Origin of the sequence: Kitasatospora sp. MAA19 (assembly GCF_029894125.1) — a bacterium.
Classification (GTDB): Bacteria; Actinomycetota; Actinomycetes; order Streptomycetales; family Streptomycetaceae; genus Kitasatospora.
In genome coordinates this window covers 57,787-72,486 of the sequence record NZ_JARXYZ010000039.1, presented here as the reverse complement: position 1 = coordinate 72,486, position 14,700 = coordinate 57,787, and the positions used below count along the sequence as shown (strand labels likewise).

Sequence of the window (14,700 nt, the reverse complement as noted above, 5' to 3'; positions counted from 1 at the left end):
GTTACATTCCGAACCCGGAAGCTAAGCCTTACAGCGCCGATGGTACTGCAGGGGGGACCCTGTGGGAGAGTAGGACGCCGCCGAACAATCATTCAGAAGAACCCCCATCCGGGAAACCGGATGGGGGTTCTCTGCATTTCCGGACAATCTCGGCAGTCCGCTCGGGCTATGTCCACCCGCAGGTGGTGCTAGGACCACCTCGGAATTGGGGTGGCATGGCCAGTGCCTGGAGCGGGTCGTTCGTGAACACTTGAGGAGGACGATCGAGACCGGCATCAGGAGCTTTGGTGACAACAGCGAGTCGAACGAGCGGTGCGACGGTGCGCGCGCAGACCGAGGCGGCCCTCGCCTCGGGCGGCCAGGGGCTGGCACGGCTGGCTCTGCTGGTGGTCGGCGCGCTGCCGGGGCTGGTGCTGCCCGTGGGGGCGGCGGTGGCCGCGGGCGTGGTGGCGGTCAGGATCCTGGAGTACTACTACTCGGTGTTCTTCGTCGCCTTCGCCGCGGCGCTCATCGCCGGCATCGTGGTGGCGGCCCAGTTCATCCGCCGCACCGCGAACCGGACGCGCCGACAGCTGGAACGCTGGTACGGCATCCGCCTGCCGGTCGCGTACGGGCCGCTGCCGGCGATGGAGTTGGACGAGCGCGGGCACTGGTGGACGGGGTACTCGTACCATCGCTCCCGGACGGTCGCGAAGTACGCACAGCTGGTGCACTGGGGCTTCCGGGACCGGACCACCCGCTCGGAGATGGCCTGGCTGGTCATCAATCCCGTCCTGGTGGTGGCTCTGGCCGGGCCGGTGGCCGCACTGATACTGCTGGGTTCGGTCTACACCCTGGCGGGGCCGCTGCCGGCGGACGGGATCGGCGTGCTGAGCCCGCGCCTGGTGTCGATCCTGCTGAGCGCGGTGCTCGGGCTCGGCATGATCGCCGTCGGGGTGTTCGCGGCGCCGCACGCGGTGCGCGGGTACGCGGAGATGGCCCGCCGGGTGCTGGACCAGGACGGGCGGGCGACGCACGCCCAGCTGACCAAGCGGGTGGCCGAGCTGACCGAGACCCGGGCGGAGGCGGTCGGCGACCAGGCGGCCGAGCTGCGGCGGATCGAGCGCGACCTGCACGACGGAGCGCAGGCACGACTGGTCGCGATCGGGATGACGCTGGGCACGATCGAGCACCTGATGGACACCGACCAGGCGGCCGCCCGGGAGCTGCTCGCCGAGGCCAGGCAGTCGTCGGCCAGGGCCCTGCAGGAGCTGCGGGACCTGGTCCGCGGCATCCACCCGCCGGTGCTCGCCGAGCGCGGACTGGGCGACGCCGTACGGGCTTTGGCGCTGGACAGCGCGCTGCCGACCGAGGTGTGCGTGAGCCTGCCGGACCGTCCGCCGGCGCCGGTGGAGGCGGCCGTGTACTTCAGCATCTGCGAGCTGCTGGCGAACGCGGCCAAGCACTCGGCGGCGGAGCAGGTGTGGGTGGACATCCTGTACCGGGCCGGGTCGCTGCGAGTCACGGTGACGGACGACGGGGTGGGCGTGGCGGATCCGGCCCGGGGGACGGGCCTGCGCGGGATAGAGCGGCGATTGGGTACCTTCGACGGTGTCCTCGCCATCGACAGCACGTCGGGCGGTCCGACCACCATCACCTTGGAGTTGCCGTGCGAGTTGTCCTCGCCGAGGACCTCTACCTCCTTCGGGAAGGCCTGATCCGGCTGCTGGAAGCGCATGGTTTCACCATCGCCGCGGCGGTGGAGACCGGCCCCGAGCTGCTGGAGGCGTTGTTGGCCCATAGGCCGGACGTCGCCGTCGTCGACGTCCGGCTGCCGCCGACGCTCACCGACGAGGGGCTGCAGGCGGCGCTCAAGGCGCGCAAGGAGATCCAGGGCTTGCCGGTGCTGGTGCTGTCGCAGCACGTCCAGCAGTTGTACGCGCGGGAGTTGCTGGCCGACGGCACGGGCGGGATCGGCTACCTGCTGAAGGACCGGGTGTTCAACGCCGATCAGTTCATCGATGCGGTCCGCCGGGTGGCCGCCGGGGGGACGGCGATGGACCCGGACGTGATCGCGAAGCTGATGCAGACCACCTCGCGCCGGCCCGGCCCGCTGCTGCGGCTGTCCCCGCGCGAGCGCGAGGTGCTGGAGCTGATGGCCGAGGGCTGTTCCAACTCGGCGATCGCCGCCCGCCTGGCGGTGAGCGACGGTGCGGTGGCCAAGCACATCGCCAACATCTTCACCAAGCTCGAACTGGCCCCGGACGAGGACGCCAACCGCCGGGTGCTCGCGGTGCTGACCTACCTCAACGACACGGCTGGGCCGAAGGGCTGACGATCCGCCCGGCACCGCCCGGGTCCTCCGTGCTCCGGATGGTGACACGCCGGGCTGTGGAAACGCTGAAACAGGTGTACGAGTAAACTCCGGTGGGCCGAGCCCGGAGGTCGCTCAGCCGTCCGGCGCCCCGACAAGCGGGAACCGGCAGCCGAGGCAGCGTACGGCAGCAGCCGACATCCAGGGGTTGATAGACGTAATGGCACGCCCAACGCTCACCAAGGCCCATCGGGGCCTGCTCGGCCTGGTCGCGGCCGGGGCCTGCATCATCTCGGGCATCGGTTTCGCGGGTTCGTACAACGCGGTGCGCGAGCTGGCCGAGCAAAAAGGTTTCGGCGCCTTCTCTTACGCCTTCCCGATCGGCGTCGACGCCGGCATCGTCGTGCTCCTCTCGCTCGACCTGGTGCTGACCTGGCTGCGGATCCCCTTCCCGATGCTGCGGCAGACCGCCTGGCTGCTGACCGTCGCCACCATCGCCTTCAACGCGGCCGCCTCCTGGGGCGACCCGCTCGGCATGGGGATGCACGCCGTCATCCCGGTGCTCTTCGTGGTCGTGGTCGAGGCCTCTCGGCACGCGGTCGGCCGGATCGCGGCGATCACGGCCGATCGGCACATGGACTCGGTCCGGGTGATGCGCTGGTTGCTCTCCCCGGTGCCGACCTTCCGACTCTGGCGACGGATGAAGCTCTGGGAGCTGCGCTCCTACGACGAGGTCGTCCGGCTGGAGCAGAACCGCCTGGTCTACCGGGCGCAGCTGCGCTTCCGGTACGGGCGCGGGTGGCGCCGCTCGGCGCCGATCCAGGCGCTGCTGCCGCTCAAGCTGGCCAAGTACGGGGTGCCGCTGGACCCGGCGCTGTTCGACCGGCTGGACGAGGAGGCGCGCGAGCGCGAGGCCCGGGAGGCCCAGGCGGAGAAGGAGGCCCTGGAGCTCCAGCGGCAGCAGGAGGGCCGGGCCGCCACGGCCATCGCCCCGGTCGAGGCCGCCGCCCCTGCGGCTCCCGTCGGCGTCGTTCCGGTCGCGGCCGTCCCCGCTGCCGCCCGGCCGGAGCCGACCCGGCAGCCCCAGACCCAGCCCCAGCCCCAGCCCGAACCTCAGACCCAGGCCCAGCCCGAACCGGCCCCGGCCGTCGTCGCGCCGATGTCCGCCGAGGTGGCCGCGCCGATGCTGGCGAAGCTGGCCGCGGTCCGGCTGCGTGCCGCGCAGGAGCCGGACGGCGTGGCGGTGGAGGCCCCGCAGTCGCCCCGCGAGGAGCTGAACGTGTGGACCGAGCGCCCGGTGCGCACGACGGGCCACCCGTCCGACGCCGCCCCGGGCGGGCGGGTGCCCGGCCAGGCCTCGCCGTGGTTCAAGCCCCCGCGGCCGGTCGTCGAGGAGCAGGCCCCCGCCCTGCAGCTGCCGGCCCAGCCCGTCCAGGAGACGGGGCTCGCCGCCGAGCCGCAGCCCCAGCACCCCGGACAGCCGGTTCACCCCGGACAGCCCGTTCATGCCGAGCAGCCCGTGTCGGTCGAGCGGTCCGCGCACGCCGAGGAGCCCGCGCCCCGCTCGGCGCCCGCCCGGCTGGACCCGGACCTGGCCTACGACGCCCTGGTCAGTTACATGGACAACCACGAGCACCAGCCCGATCCCCAGCGCCTCGCCGAGTGGCTGACCAAGGAGTACGGCGTCACCGGCAACCGCCCGGACGGCTCGGTCCACCCCAAGGACGTCGCCGAGCTCTACCCGCAGCTGCGCGACCGCTACGCCGCCGCCGGGAGGGACTGACCAGGCCGCCGCCCCGTCCGGCGCCCTCCGTCCACCGCCCGGTCGGCCATTGACGCCCGATCCGGTCGGAGCTACCTTCGCCTCAACAAACTGTTGAAGTGCTGGTTCGGCGTGGAGGAGTGCGGATGTCGCAGGTCGAGGTCGACGGTAACGAACCGACGGGCGGGGCCTCCTTCTCCGCCGCCGCCCGCGCCGCCGTGGAGGCGCTGCTGGCCCCGGTCGACGCCGATCTGGCGCGCCGCTACCCGGGCGACACCGGGACCAGGCAGCCGGTGCACACCGTCTACGTCCCTGCCGACGCCTTCGCCGCCGACACCGTACGGGAGTGGGGCCGCCAGGCCCTGGAGGCCTTCGACACCCACGCCGGCACCCCCGCCGAGCTGGCCCGCGCCCTCGGCGTGGCCGACGACGACCTGCTCGCCGACGTGCACGCCCGGGTCCGCGCCAAGCTGGAGCGCGAGCCGATCGAGGACCTGCGGATCGACTTCGAGGACGGCTACGGCCCCCGCCCGGACGCCGAGGAGGACGCCGCCGCCGTCCGCACCGCCGAACTGGTCGCCACAGCCGTGGCCGAGGGCGCCGCGCCGCCGTACATCGGAATCCGGATCAAGTGCCTGGAGGCGGCCGTCCGTGACCGCGGCATCCGCACCCTGGAGCTGTTCCTGGCCACCCTGTTGGCCAACGGCGGTCTGCCGGAGGGCCTGGTCCTCACCCTGCCCAAGGTGACCTACGCCGAGCAGGTCACCGCGCTGGTCCGGCTGCTGGAGGACTTCGAATGCCGCGCCGGGCTGCCCGCCGGCCGGATCGGCTTCGAGATCCAGATCGAGACCACCCAGGCCATCGTCGGCCCGGACGGCCGGGCCACCGTGGCCCGGATGATCGAGGCCGCCGAGGGTCGCGCCACCGGGCTGCACTACGGCACCTTCGACTACAGCGCCTCCTGCGGCGTCAGCGCGGCCCACCAGAGCATGGACCACCCGGTCGCCGACCACGCGAAGGCGGTCATGCAGGTCGCCGCGGCCGGCACCGGGGTCCGGCTCTCCGACGGCTCGACCAACGTCATCCCGACCGGCTCCACCGAGCAGGTGCACGCGGCCTGGAAGCTCCACCACGACCTGGTCCGCCGCTCGCTGGCCCGCGCCTACTACCAGGGCTGGGACATGCACCCGGCCCACCTGCCGACCCGGTACGTCGCGGTGTACTCCTTCTACCGCGAGGGTCTGGCGGCCGCCGCCGCCCGGCTGGCCGCGTACGTCGCCAAGGCGGGCGGCGACGTGATGGACGAGCCGGCCACCGCCCGGGCGCTCAGCGGCTACGTGCTGCGCGGCCTGGACTGCGGCGCCGTCGACCCGGCCGAGGTCACCGCGCTGACCGGCCTGGACCGTGCCCGGCTCGACGCCCTGGCCGGGCGCTGACCGCGGGCCATAGGCTGGCGGTGCCGCCCCGGACACCCGGGGTGTGCGCCGCCAGCCGTCGTCGTTTCCGGGAGAACCACCGCGCCATGTCCGCCACGCCGGAACCGACCGCCAGGCCCTACCTCTCCATCCGGCGGGCCGGCAGCCACGAGATCGAGATCAAGAAGTCCCGGTTCATCTGCCACCTCGCCCGGGTGGCCGACGAGGAGGAGGCGCAGGCCTTCATCGCCGGTATCCGCAAGCAGTACTGGGACGCGCGGCACAACTGCACCGCCTTCGTGGTCGGCGACGAGCAGCGCCGCGAGCGCTCCAGCGACGACGGCGAGCCCGGCGGTACGGCCGGGGTGCCGATGCTGGAGGTGCTGCGCCGACGAGGTCTGACCGACACCGCCGCCGTGGTGACCAGGTACTTCGGCGGCATCAAGCTCGGTGCGGGCGGCCTGGTGCGGGCCTACGGGAGCGCGGTGTCGGAAGCGGTGGACGAGATCGGCCTGCTGGAGCGGCGGCCGGTCGCCCTGCTCGCGGTGACGGCGGACCACGTGCGGGCCGGGCGGGTGGAGAACGACCTGCGGGCGGCCGGGTACGCGGTGAGCGACCTGGCCTACGAGCCGACCGGGGTACGGATCGAGGTGGGCGTACCGGAACCGGAGGTGGCGGCCTTCCACACCTGGCTGGCCGAGGCGACCGGCGGTACGGCCGTCGCGGTCCCGGCCGGTCGGACGTACGTCGAGGTACCGGTCTGACGGCGGATCCGGCGGCGGCGCCGCTTTCGGACATAATCGGCCGGATCCCGGCCGATCCGTGTCGGCGCCTTGCGGGGCCTGTCTAGCCTGATCCGGTCGTCGACCAGGAAGCCGGCCCGAGATGCCCGTCGTCCAGACCATCACCCTGCCCCCGGGCGCCAGCACCGGCTGGCACTTCCACCCGGGCCGGGTGGACGTGGTGGTGCTGTCCGGGACGCTGACCCGGACCCTGCACGACGGCCGGGTCGAGGTCAGCCGGGCCGGGGACTCGCTGGTCGAGGAGGCCGGTCCGGTCCACATCCATGTGGGACGCAACCTCGGGGACGAGCCCGTGGTGCTGATCGCGAGTTACGCCGCCCCGGCCGACCGCCCGCTGGCGGTGCCGGTCCCGGCACCCGCGTGGAGCCGCAGCGACGGCGGGCCCGCCGGGGTCTGAGCGGGATGCCCGGCCTCGCAGGCCTGGCAAGACCGGGCAGTCCTTAGCCCAGGCGCCGCGCCACGCGGCGCGCGGCTTGAGCAGATTCACCCGAACGTATTGACGTGGCCCGGAGTTGGAACTTCCGCTCCGGGCCGTGGCGTTTCCTGGGCAAGGATCCGGCCGAACCGGACGAATAACCCATCGATGGAGGAGACCAGACCCCACCCCGCACCACGGAGGTATGCGCATGACCTCAGACCGCTTCCCGTCGCCCGCCGGCGCCGACCTACCCGGCCCCGCGACGCCCTACCGGATGACCGTCACCACCACCCTCCCGCACGCCGAGGCCGTCGCCCTGGCCGACGAGCAGCTCGCCGCCTGGCTGAAACAGGAAGGCTGCGAGGAGCCCCCGCCGGCCCCCCGCGCCCCCGCCGGGTCGCCCTCCTCCAGGCAGACCCCGACCGAACAGGCCTCACCCGGGCAGACCCCACTCGGATCGACCCCCGTCGCCGAGCGCCTCCGCCTGGGCGACCGCGTCCTGCTCGACCGCGACCAGGGCCCGCTGCGCGGCGGCGCGGCCGCCGGCCGCTACGACCGCCGACGCCTGCGCACCCCGGCCCCGCACGGCACCCGGCAGTTGACCCTGACCGTGGCCACCAAGGCCGGCGGCCCCACCTGGGTCCGGCTGGAGGCCGAGACGCACAGCACCGGCAGCGGTGTGCGGACGCCCTGCCGGGTGCCGGTGCCCGAGCTCGCCCGCACCCTCCTCCCGCTGCTCGACGCCACCGACGGTCCGGCCGTCGTCCACCCGGCCCCCCGGGTGATCACCGCCGCCGAGGTCGACGACCTGATCGACGAGCTCTGCGACCCGGAGCGTCGACTGCCCACCGTGGTCGCCAGCGTCCCGGTGAACCTCCCGCTGGACCGCTGGGTCGAGGACGTGGTCCGCCCGCTCTGCCATCAGCTGCCCGGCCTCGCCACCGCCTACGTCCTGGATCCGGGCGCCCGCACGGGGTTCAACGTCGCGCTGGAGTACCACAGCGTCTACGGCGGGGCGGTGCGCACCTACCTGCCCGAGGTCGACCCGGCCTCCCGGCAGGACGGCGCCCGGCACCCGGTACTCGCCCGGGGGCGAATAGAGCAGGATGTCCGCCGCGCCGCCGGGCTGCTCGCCCGCGAGCCGCGTCGGCTCGCCGCCGATCTGCCGCTGCCGCCCCCGCTGGCGGCCGTCCCGGTGCTGCGGGTCCTGCCGGCGCCGTCCCGCGCGGCCGTCAGCCCGGTCGAGGACCCGGCCGCCGCCCGAGCCGAGTTGGCCGTGCTCGCCCAGGAGGAGCAGCAGGACCGCGCAGAGCAGCAGGCCCGGGCCGACGAGCTGGAGCGGGTCCGGCGCACGCTGCGCCGCGAGCGTCGGGACAACCGGGACGGCCGTGAGGGCCACGATCGTCCGGAGCCCCGCGAGCTCCGCGAACTGCACGAGCGCCACGACGGCCGCGACGGTCACGTGCGGACCGGTTCCCGCGCCCTGACCACCCGCCACTGCACCGTCCCGACCGTCCCGACTGTCCCGGGCACCACCGGGCACCCCGCCGCCAGGCCGTCCGGTCGGCCCGGAAAGCCGGAGAACTTCACCGAACTCATGGCCAGAATGGGCGAGTTCCCGCTGCTGACCTTCACCGGCGACCAGAAGAACGCGCTCGCCCTGGACGGGCTCCAGTGCTCCGGCGCAGGCTGGGCCCGGCTCGCCTGGGACGGTCTGACCGCCCTGCAGGAGTACGCCGAGGCGGCGGTGCGCGGCGCGGCCGGCGGCGACTTCAAGCAGTGGTGCGAGCACACCCCGGAGGGCTGCCACCACTTCCCGCCCCGCAAGGCGGTGCGGGGCGAGTCCCGGACGGTGTTCAGCCACACCAAGTGGAAGCGCGAACGGATGCTGCCGGTGCCGGAATGCGTCGACGTCTCCCGGCGCGCGTTCATGGGCGCACACCTGCGGATCGGCGGCGGCCGCACCGCGCCCCGGCTGCACTACCTGGACGACTGCTCCGGCAGTGGCCGGATCTACGTCGGTTACATCGGCCTGCACCTGACCAACACCCGGACCAACTGAGAGGCTTGGCTGACCACTGCCGCCCGTTCGGTGGACAATGTCCGGCAGGGGCGGGCCGCAGTGTCGCCGGCCGCCCCGGGCAGGCGCCGGACGAGCATGGGGGAACGACGACCGATGCAGCACTCAGCAGACGGCCAGCCCGACGGTACCGCCACCGTCCAGTTCCCCCGGCCGGGCTTCCTGGCCTCGGTCTTCCGCGACCTCAACGCCGACCAGGGCCCGAACCCGGATGGTGCCGCCCCCGGCCCGGCCGCCCCCGGCTCACCCGGTGACGGCACGTCCGGAGACGGCCTGCCCGGTGACGGCTCGCCCGGTGGCGGCGCGTCCGGACCGGGTGCGGCCGATCCCGAGGAGTCCGTCGCGGCCCACGCCCGGGCCGCCGCTCTGACCCACCACCGCACGCTCACCGTCCAGGCCGAGCACGACCGGCTGGCCGACCTGCTCCGGCGGGCCGCCCTGCCCGTCTCGGCGATGGACTTCGAGAGCCAGCTGCGCCACTACGAGCCCCGCCCCTACCCGACCGACGGGCCGGAGGCCGACCGCGAGGCCGAACCCCGCTGGGCGGACTTCGCGCCCGCCGAGCCGGCCGTCGCCGACCCCGACGGCACCCCGGCCCGCCGCCTGCTCGACTCCGGCTACCAGCGCGAACTGGCTCAGGCCCGGCTGGCCCACCAACGCGCCCTGCGCGAGTGGCGCACCCGCCAGGCCGAGGCCGACAGCCCGGCCGCCGACGAGTCCCGGCGCGTCCACGAGGCGGCCGAGGCGGCCCGCGCTCGCGCCGTGCGCGAGTACAACGAGAGCCTGGAGGAGTGCCGGCGGGCCTACCGGCTGTCCGAGCCGGCCGCCGTGGAGTCGCTGCTGGAACGGGCGCTCGCCGCCGCCGAGACCGCCACCCAGGACCTGCCCGCCCCCTGCCGTGCGGTCTTCCGCCCGCTCACCCGCACCGCCGTGCTGGACCTCGACCTGCCGCCGCTCGACCTGGTGCCCTCGCTCACCGGCTACCGGCTCGCCCCGGACGGCGACATCGTCCCGGTCCCGCGCCCGCCCGCCGACCGGGCCACCGACTACCTGCGCCTGGTCGCCCGGCTCGCCCTGCGCGCCCTGCAGGCCGCCGACGCCGTCGACACCGACGAGATACTCGCGGGCGTCGTGCTCAACGGCTGGCTGCGCGAGCCCGGTACCGCCGAGCCGCTCTGCCTGGTCAGTGTGGACGCCGACCGCGACGCGCTGGCCCGCACCCGGCTGCTGCCGCCCGCCACCCCCTACGAGGAGCGCGACGACGAGGGCGTCTACGCCGATTCCGAGCAGGACGAGGCGCTCGTCCGCCTGCGCCAGCTCGGCGCCGCCGTCAGCCCGGACCCGTACGGCCGCCTGGGCGTCCAGCCGGCCGCCCAGGCGGGGGCCGCCGTACCGGCCGCACCCGACCTGTCCGCGAACGAGTTCGCCCAGCTGGTGCGCGACCTGCTCACCCGGGGCGGGCTCGCCGAGTGGAGCGTCCGGCTGCGGAGCCCGGCCGGGCTGGTCGCCACCGGTGAGGGGGCCCCGGGCAGTGCGCTGCCCGGCCGCTGGGTGGTCTGGGCCTCCCGGGGCGCCGCACCGGTCAGCGCCGCGGAGATCGCCACCCTGGCCGAGGCCGTCCAGGAGGAGTCCGCCGAGCGCGGCCTGCGGCTGACCACCGGCCGCTTCGCCGACGAGGCCCTGGACCTCACCGGCGAGGAGAGCCACCGGCACATCCACCTGGTCGACGGCGACGGCGTCCGCGAACTCGCCCGCACTCACCTCGGCCTGCCCCTCGCCGCCGGCCGCTGACCCGCTCCCGCCGCCCACCCGGCGCTCACCCCGACGGCCCATCCGGCGGGCGTGCCCCCGACCCCGGCCCGAGGCTGATTAGCAGCCCCGGCCGAGCAACGGCACCCCGGACGATCAGCATCGAACGGTCGTCCGATACGGTCGGCGGTCGGCCCGGCCGCGGGCGGACCCCAGGGGGAGAGGAATGGGCAGAGCGCTCGGCAGACCACACGGCGGGAACCGCCGCCGCCCGCACGGCGGGTGGACCCACCCGGAGACGGCCCGGTGACCGCCGTCCTGGTCGCCGCCGGGGCGTTCCTGATGACCCTGATCGGCGGCTTCGTCGCCCAGCGCACCGGCGACCGCCGCCACCTCGTGCTCGGCTTCGCCGCCGGCCTCATGCTCGGCGTGGTCGCCTTCGACCTGCTGCCCGAGGCCATGCGCCAGGCACCGGACGAGGTGCACGGCGTGCCGCAGGCGCTGCTGATGTTCGCGGTCGGCTTCCTCACCATCCACGTGGTCGAACGCGCGGTCGCCATCCACCGCGGCCACGAGGGCGAGTACGCCGCGCACACCCACGGCCACCAGCACGGGCACGCCCACCACGCCGGGCGCCAGGGCATCGGCATGACCGCCGCGCTGGCCCTGGTCGGGCACAGCGTGATGGACGGTTTCGCGATCGGCGCCGCCTTCCAGGCCGGGACCACGGTCGGAACGGTCGTCGCCATCGCCGTCGTCGCGCACGACTTCGCCGACGGCTTCAACACGTACACGATCACCCGGCTCTACGGGAACAACCGGCGGCGGGCGGTGACCCTGCTCGCGGCGGACGCCCTGGCCCCGGTGTCCGGCGCCGCGATCACCCTCGCCTTCACCATTCCCGAGCACCTGCTCGGCCTCTACCTCGGCTTCTTCTCCGGTTTCCTGCTCTACCTGGCCACCTCCGACATCCTCCCGGAGGCGCACAGCCCGCACCCCTCCCGCAGCACCCTGCTCTGCACCGTCGCCGGGGTGGGCTTCATGTGGCTGGTGATCGGCCTCGCCAGTTAGGGCTTGTCTGACAATTCGCGTCGCGTCAGCGCGCGGCGCGAATTGTCAGAGGGCCCATCCGGCCGAGGGCGGGATCTAACGCGCCGGGGCGCCCAGCAGCGCAGAGCGCTCCCGCATCACCGCCAGCGCCTCGGTGATCGCCGGCCGCCGCGAGGCCTGGGTGCGCCAGAGCGCGTACACCCGGCGGGTCGGCTCCGGCACCACCGGCCGGGCGACCACCCCGGGCGGCAGGGCGCCCCGGCCGAGCCGCGGCACCAGGCCGATCCCCAGGCCGGCCGCGACCAGCGCGATCTGGGTCTCGAACTCGCCGACCTGGTAGCGCACATCCGGCTCCTCCCCGGCCTCCCGCAGGGTGCGGACCAGCCAGTCGTGGCAGATGTTGCCCGGCGGCACGCTGATCCAGCGCCGCCCGCGCAGCCGCTGCACCGGTACCGCGACGAGCTCGGCCAGCTCGTCCTCGGCGGGCAGCAGCAGGTCCACCGGGTCCGTCCCGAGGTCCAGCCGGGACAGGCCCTCCTGCACCGACAGCGGGACGGTCGGCCAGTCCTGCACCAGCGCCAGATCCACCTCGCCCCGGGCCACCAACTCGGCCGCCGGGTACGGGTCGCACTCCAGCAGCCGGACGTCCAGCTCCGGGCAGCGCTGCCGCAGGTCGGCCAGCACCCCGGGCATCAGCCCGCGTGCTCCGCCGACCACGGCCTCGGCGGTTCGCTCGGCGCCTTCGCCCCGGTCGTCCTGGCCGCCGTCGCCTGGGGCCTGTCCAACGTGCTGACCCGCAGGGCCGCGCCGCCGGACGCGCTGCGCTGGATGGTCTGGGTCAGCGCCGTCCCGCCGCTGCCGCTGCTCGCCCTGTCCCTGCTGGTCGAGGGCCCGGACGCGGACCTGCGCGCGCTGCGCGAGATCACCCCGGTCGGGCTCGGTGCGATCGGCTACGTCGGGCTGGTCTCCACCCTGTTCGGCTTCGTCGCCTGGAGCTTCCTGCTGCGCACCTACGACGCCGCCGCCGTCGCGCCCTACTCGCTGCTGGTGCCGGTGTTCGGGATGTCCTCGGCCTGGCTGCTGCTCGGGGAGCGGATCAGCCCGATGGCGGCCGGCGCCGCGCTGCTCGTGATCGCCGGGATCGGGATCACCGCGCTGCGCCCGGGGATGCCGGCCGCCGCGGCGGCATGGCGGCCGCGTAGTCGGCCTCGGCGGAACGCAGCACTCGCAACAGCACCTCCTGGTCGGCGGGGCTGACCCGGCCGAAGTACTCCTGCGCCACCTCGTGCCGGACCTGCCCGATCCGCTCCACCGCCGCCTGGCCGGCCTCGGTGAGCAGGATCCGTACGGCCCGCCGGTCGGCGGGGTCGGGGCTGCGCTCGACCAGGCCGGCCTCCTCCAGGGCGTCGACCACCGTGGTGGCCGAGCGCGGGGCGATGTGCAGGCGGTCGGCGAGGTCGCTCAGCCGCATCGCGCGGTCCGGCAGCTCGCAGCCGGGCGCGTGGGCCAGCGCGCGCAGCGCCCGGCCCTGGCCGGGGGTGATGCCGTACGGTTCCAGCCGCTCGCTGGTGCGGCGGCGGATCCGCTTGATCGCCCTGGTCATGGTGTCCGCCAGCTCGGCGGCGGTGTCCGGGGAGCCCACCGGCGGGGTGGGGGAGGCGCCCGCCGGATCGTCGGTCGGCGTGGTGGTCATCGGCGGTCTCCTCGGCAGGCGTCCGCCCAAGCGTATCGGCCGGTCCGGGGCCTGCGGCCGACGGCGGACGGGCGCCCGGGAAATATGTTGAGTCAGACTCAGTATCTGGGTTAGCGTAGCCTCAACTGAGGGGACCCTAAGTTCCCTTCCCGGATCACTGGAGGGCCCGTGCCCCGCTCCGAAGCCCGCGTCACCACCGACCGCTCCGCCCGCTACGCCAAGCAGCTCGCCGCCCACATGGGCCGCAAGATCGAGGCCACCTTCTCCGAGGAGACCGGTCGCGGCACCCTGGTCTTCGGCGCCGGCACCGCCACCCTGGAGGCCGCGTCCGACGCGCTGCTGCTCACCGTCGAGGGCGAGCGGGAGAACCTGCCCGGCCTGGAGGACGTCGTCGGCCGCCACCTCGTCCGCTTCGGCGCCCGCGACGAACTCGTCATCGAGTGGCACCGCGACAACGGCGAGACCGGCCTCGTTCACCGCAACGAGGACCCCGAGGCCTGACGCCTCCCGCCGCCGCCCGGCCGGGGCAGCCACCGGGCCGCCCCCCACAGCACCAGGGCGGCCAGGCACCAGCCGGCCACCACGTCCAGCAGCCAGTGGAAGTCGCTCCACACCAGCCCCGCGCCGACCACCACCGCCAGCAGCGCCGCGCCCGCCGTCAGCAGGCGCGCCGCGCGCGGGCCCGTCACCCGGACCAGCAGCAGCGCCGCCACCCCGTACGAGAGCGACGCGGTGGCGGTGTGTCCGGACGGGTACCAGCCCCACTGGCCCGGCGTCAGCGGACCACCGAGCGGGCCCGGCCGGGCGAACGCGGCCTTCGCCGGCACCACGAGCAGCGGGATCAGCCCCGCCGTCAGCACCGCCACCGGCAGCGGCAGCCACCAGCGGCCCGCCGCGTCCGCCCGGCGCCACCGCCACGCGGCGAGTGCGCCGGCCGCCAGCAGCACCGGGATCGCGGGCACGCTGCTGCCCAGATCCGACAGGGCGTGGCCGAGGTGGTCGAGCAGCGTGCCGGGCTGCTCCCGGTGGGCGGTCCGGACGGCGGCGCGGACCGAACGGTCCAGCCCGAGCAACGGGCCGTCCACCGCCACCTGCCACGACACCAGCAGGAGTACGACCGCCGCCACCACCGGCACGGCCACCGAGCGGGCCACCCGGCCCGGAACGCCGGACAGCCGCCCCGGAGCAGGGGGGAGAGCTCCGGGGCGGCTCTGATGATCGCCGTTCCGTGCGCCCCGGGGGGTGTGGGTCGGACGGTCGGTCGATCGGCCTTCGGTGTGCGCCGCCCCTCCCGGGGCGACCTGGTTGTCCTCGCGGCGCGCGTGCGGACCCACCGCCGAGGGCGGCCCCGCGGACGGCTCCGCCAATGGCTGAGGCTCGCTGTCCATCTGCGATGACACTACGTCAACAGCCCTTCCGCGCCGAGCGCCTTCAGCG

Annotated in this window: 13 protein-coding genes, 1 rRNA gene and 1 pseudogene; 12 read left to right on the top strand and 3 right to left on the bottom strand. The window is 74.6% G+C overall.

All coding sequences use genetic code 11. From position 1 onward, the window contains the following. From rrf to P3T27_RS35405, 10 genes are all read left to right on the top strand, one after another. A 5S ribosomal RNA gene (rrf, locus tag P3T27_RS35450) occupies window positions 1-86 on the top strand; the annotation flags it as partial. 201 nt (window positions 87-287) lie between these two features. Continuing rightward, window positions 288-1,697 carry a histidine kinase gene (locus P3T27_RS35445; protein ID WP_280685415.1) on the top strand — a complete coding sequence of 470 codons (1,410 nt, stop codon included), beginning with the start codon at window positions 288-290 and terminating at the stop codon, window positions 1,695-1,697. Continuing rightward, entirely contained in the window at window positions 1,649-2,314 is a 666-nt protein-coding gene (locus P3T27_RS35440) for a response regulator transcription factor (protein ID WP_280685414.1), read from the top strand. The genes P3T27_RS35445 and P3T27_RS35440 overlap by 49 nt, the downstream gene beginning before the upstream one ends. A 199-nt stretch (window positions 2,315-2,513) precedes the next feature. Next, window positions 2,514-4,076, top strand: a complete 1,563-nt coding sequence (locus P3T27_RS35435) for a DUF2637 domain-containing protein (RefSeq protein ID WP_280685413.1) — start codon at window positions 2,514-2,516, stop codon at window positions 4,074-4,076. 125 nt (window positions 4,077-4,201) lie between these two features. Further along, a complete protein-coding gene (locus P3T27_RS35430; RefSeq protein WP_280685412.1) occupies window positions 4,202-5,491 on the top strand; it encodes an aldolase/citrate lyase family protein in 1,290 nt (429 codons plus the stop codon). A gap of 86 nt (window positions 5,492-5,577) precedes the next feature. Continuing rightward, a complete protein-coding gene (locus P3T27_RS35425; RefSeq protein WP_280685411.1) occupies window positions 5,578-6,234 on the top strand; it encodes a YigZ family protein in 657 nt (218 codons plus the stop codon). 121 nt (window positions 6,235-6,355) lie between these two features. After that, window positions 6,356-6,670 (top strand): cupin domain-containing protein, encoded by a 315-nt coding sequence (locus P3T27_RS35420; protein ID WP_348534189.1) that lies wholly within the window; start codon window positions 6,356-6,358, stop codon window positions 6,668-6,670. 229 nt (window positions 6,671-6,899) lie between these two features. Further along, the gene (locus P3T27_RS35415) at window positions 6,900-8,753 is read left to right on the top strand and encodes a hypothetical protein (RefSeq protein ID WP_280685410.1); all 1,854 of its coding nucleotides are present in this window, start codon (window positions 6,900-6,902) and stop codon (window positions 8,751-8,753) included. 114 nt (window positions 8,754-8,867) lie between these two features. Next, window positions 8,868-10,562: a restriction endonuclease gene (locus P3T27_RS35410; protein WP_280685409.1), complete on the top strand. Its 1,695-nt coding sequence runs from the start codon at window positions 8,868-8,870 to the stop codon at window positions 10,560-10,562. Window positions 10,563-10,862: 300 nt separating this feature from the next. Further along, window positions 10,863-11,591 (top strand): ZIP family metal transporter, encoded by a 729-nt coding sequence (locus P3T27_RS35405; RefSeq protein ID WP_280685418.1) that lies wholly within the window; start codon window positions 10,863-10,865, stop codon window positions 11,589-11,591. A 75-nt stretch (window positions 11,592-11,666) separates the two neighbouring features. Here P3T27_RS35405 and P3T27_RS35400 read toward each other — a convergent pair whose 3' ends face one another. Then, entirely contained in the window at window positions 11,667-12,287 is a 621-nt protein-coding gene (locus tag P3T27_RS35400; RefSeq protein WP_280685408.1) for a LysR substrate-binding domain-containing protein, read from the bottom strand. 9 nt (window positions 12,288-12,296) lie between these two features. Here P3T27_RS35400 and P3T27_RS35395 point away from each other — a divergent pair. Continuing rightward, a pseudogene (locus tag P3T27_RS35395) lies at window positions 12,297-12,827 on the top strand (EamA family transporter); the annotation flags it as partial. On the opposite strand, the gene P3T27_RS35390 reads toward P3T27_RS35395, so the two are convergent. After that, entirely contained in the window at window positions 12,718-13,263 is a 546-nt protein-coding gene (locus tag P3T27_RS35390; protein WP_280685407.1) for a MarR family transcriptional regulator, read from the bottom strand. The pseudogene P3T27_RS35395 and the gene P3T27_RS35390 overlap by 110 nt on opposite strands. A 168-nt stretch (window positions 13,264-13,431) precedes the next feature. Here P3T27_RS35390 and P3T27_RS35385 point away from each other — a divergent pair, with 168 nt between their 5' ends. Next, window positions 13,432-13,764: a DUF2218 domain-containing protein gene (locus tag P3T27_RS35385; RefSeq protein WP_280685406.1), complete on the top strand. Its 333-nt coding sequence runs from the start codon at window positions 13,432-13,434 to the stop codon at window positions 13,762-13,764. Here the strand turns inward: P3T27_RS35385 and P3T27_RS35380 are convergent. Beyond that, window positions 13,737-14,405 carry a phosphatase PAP2 family protein gene (locus P3T27_RS35380; RefSeq protein ID WP_280685405.1) on the bottom strand — a complete coding sequence of 223 codons (669 nt, stop codon included), beginning with the start codon at window positions 14,403-14,405 and terminating at the stop codon, window positions 13,737-13,739. The two genes, P3T27_RS35385 and P3T27_RS35380, sit on opposite strands and share 28 nt — an antisense overlap. Window positions 14,406-14,700 lie beyond the last annotated feature (295 nt).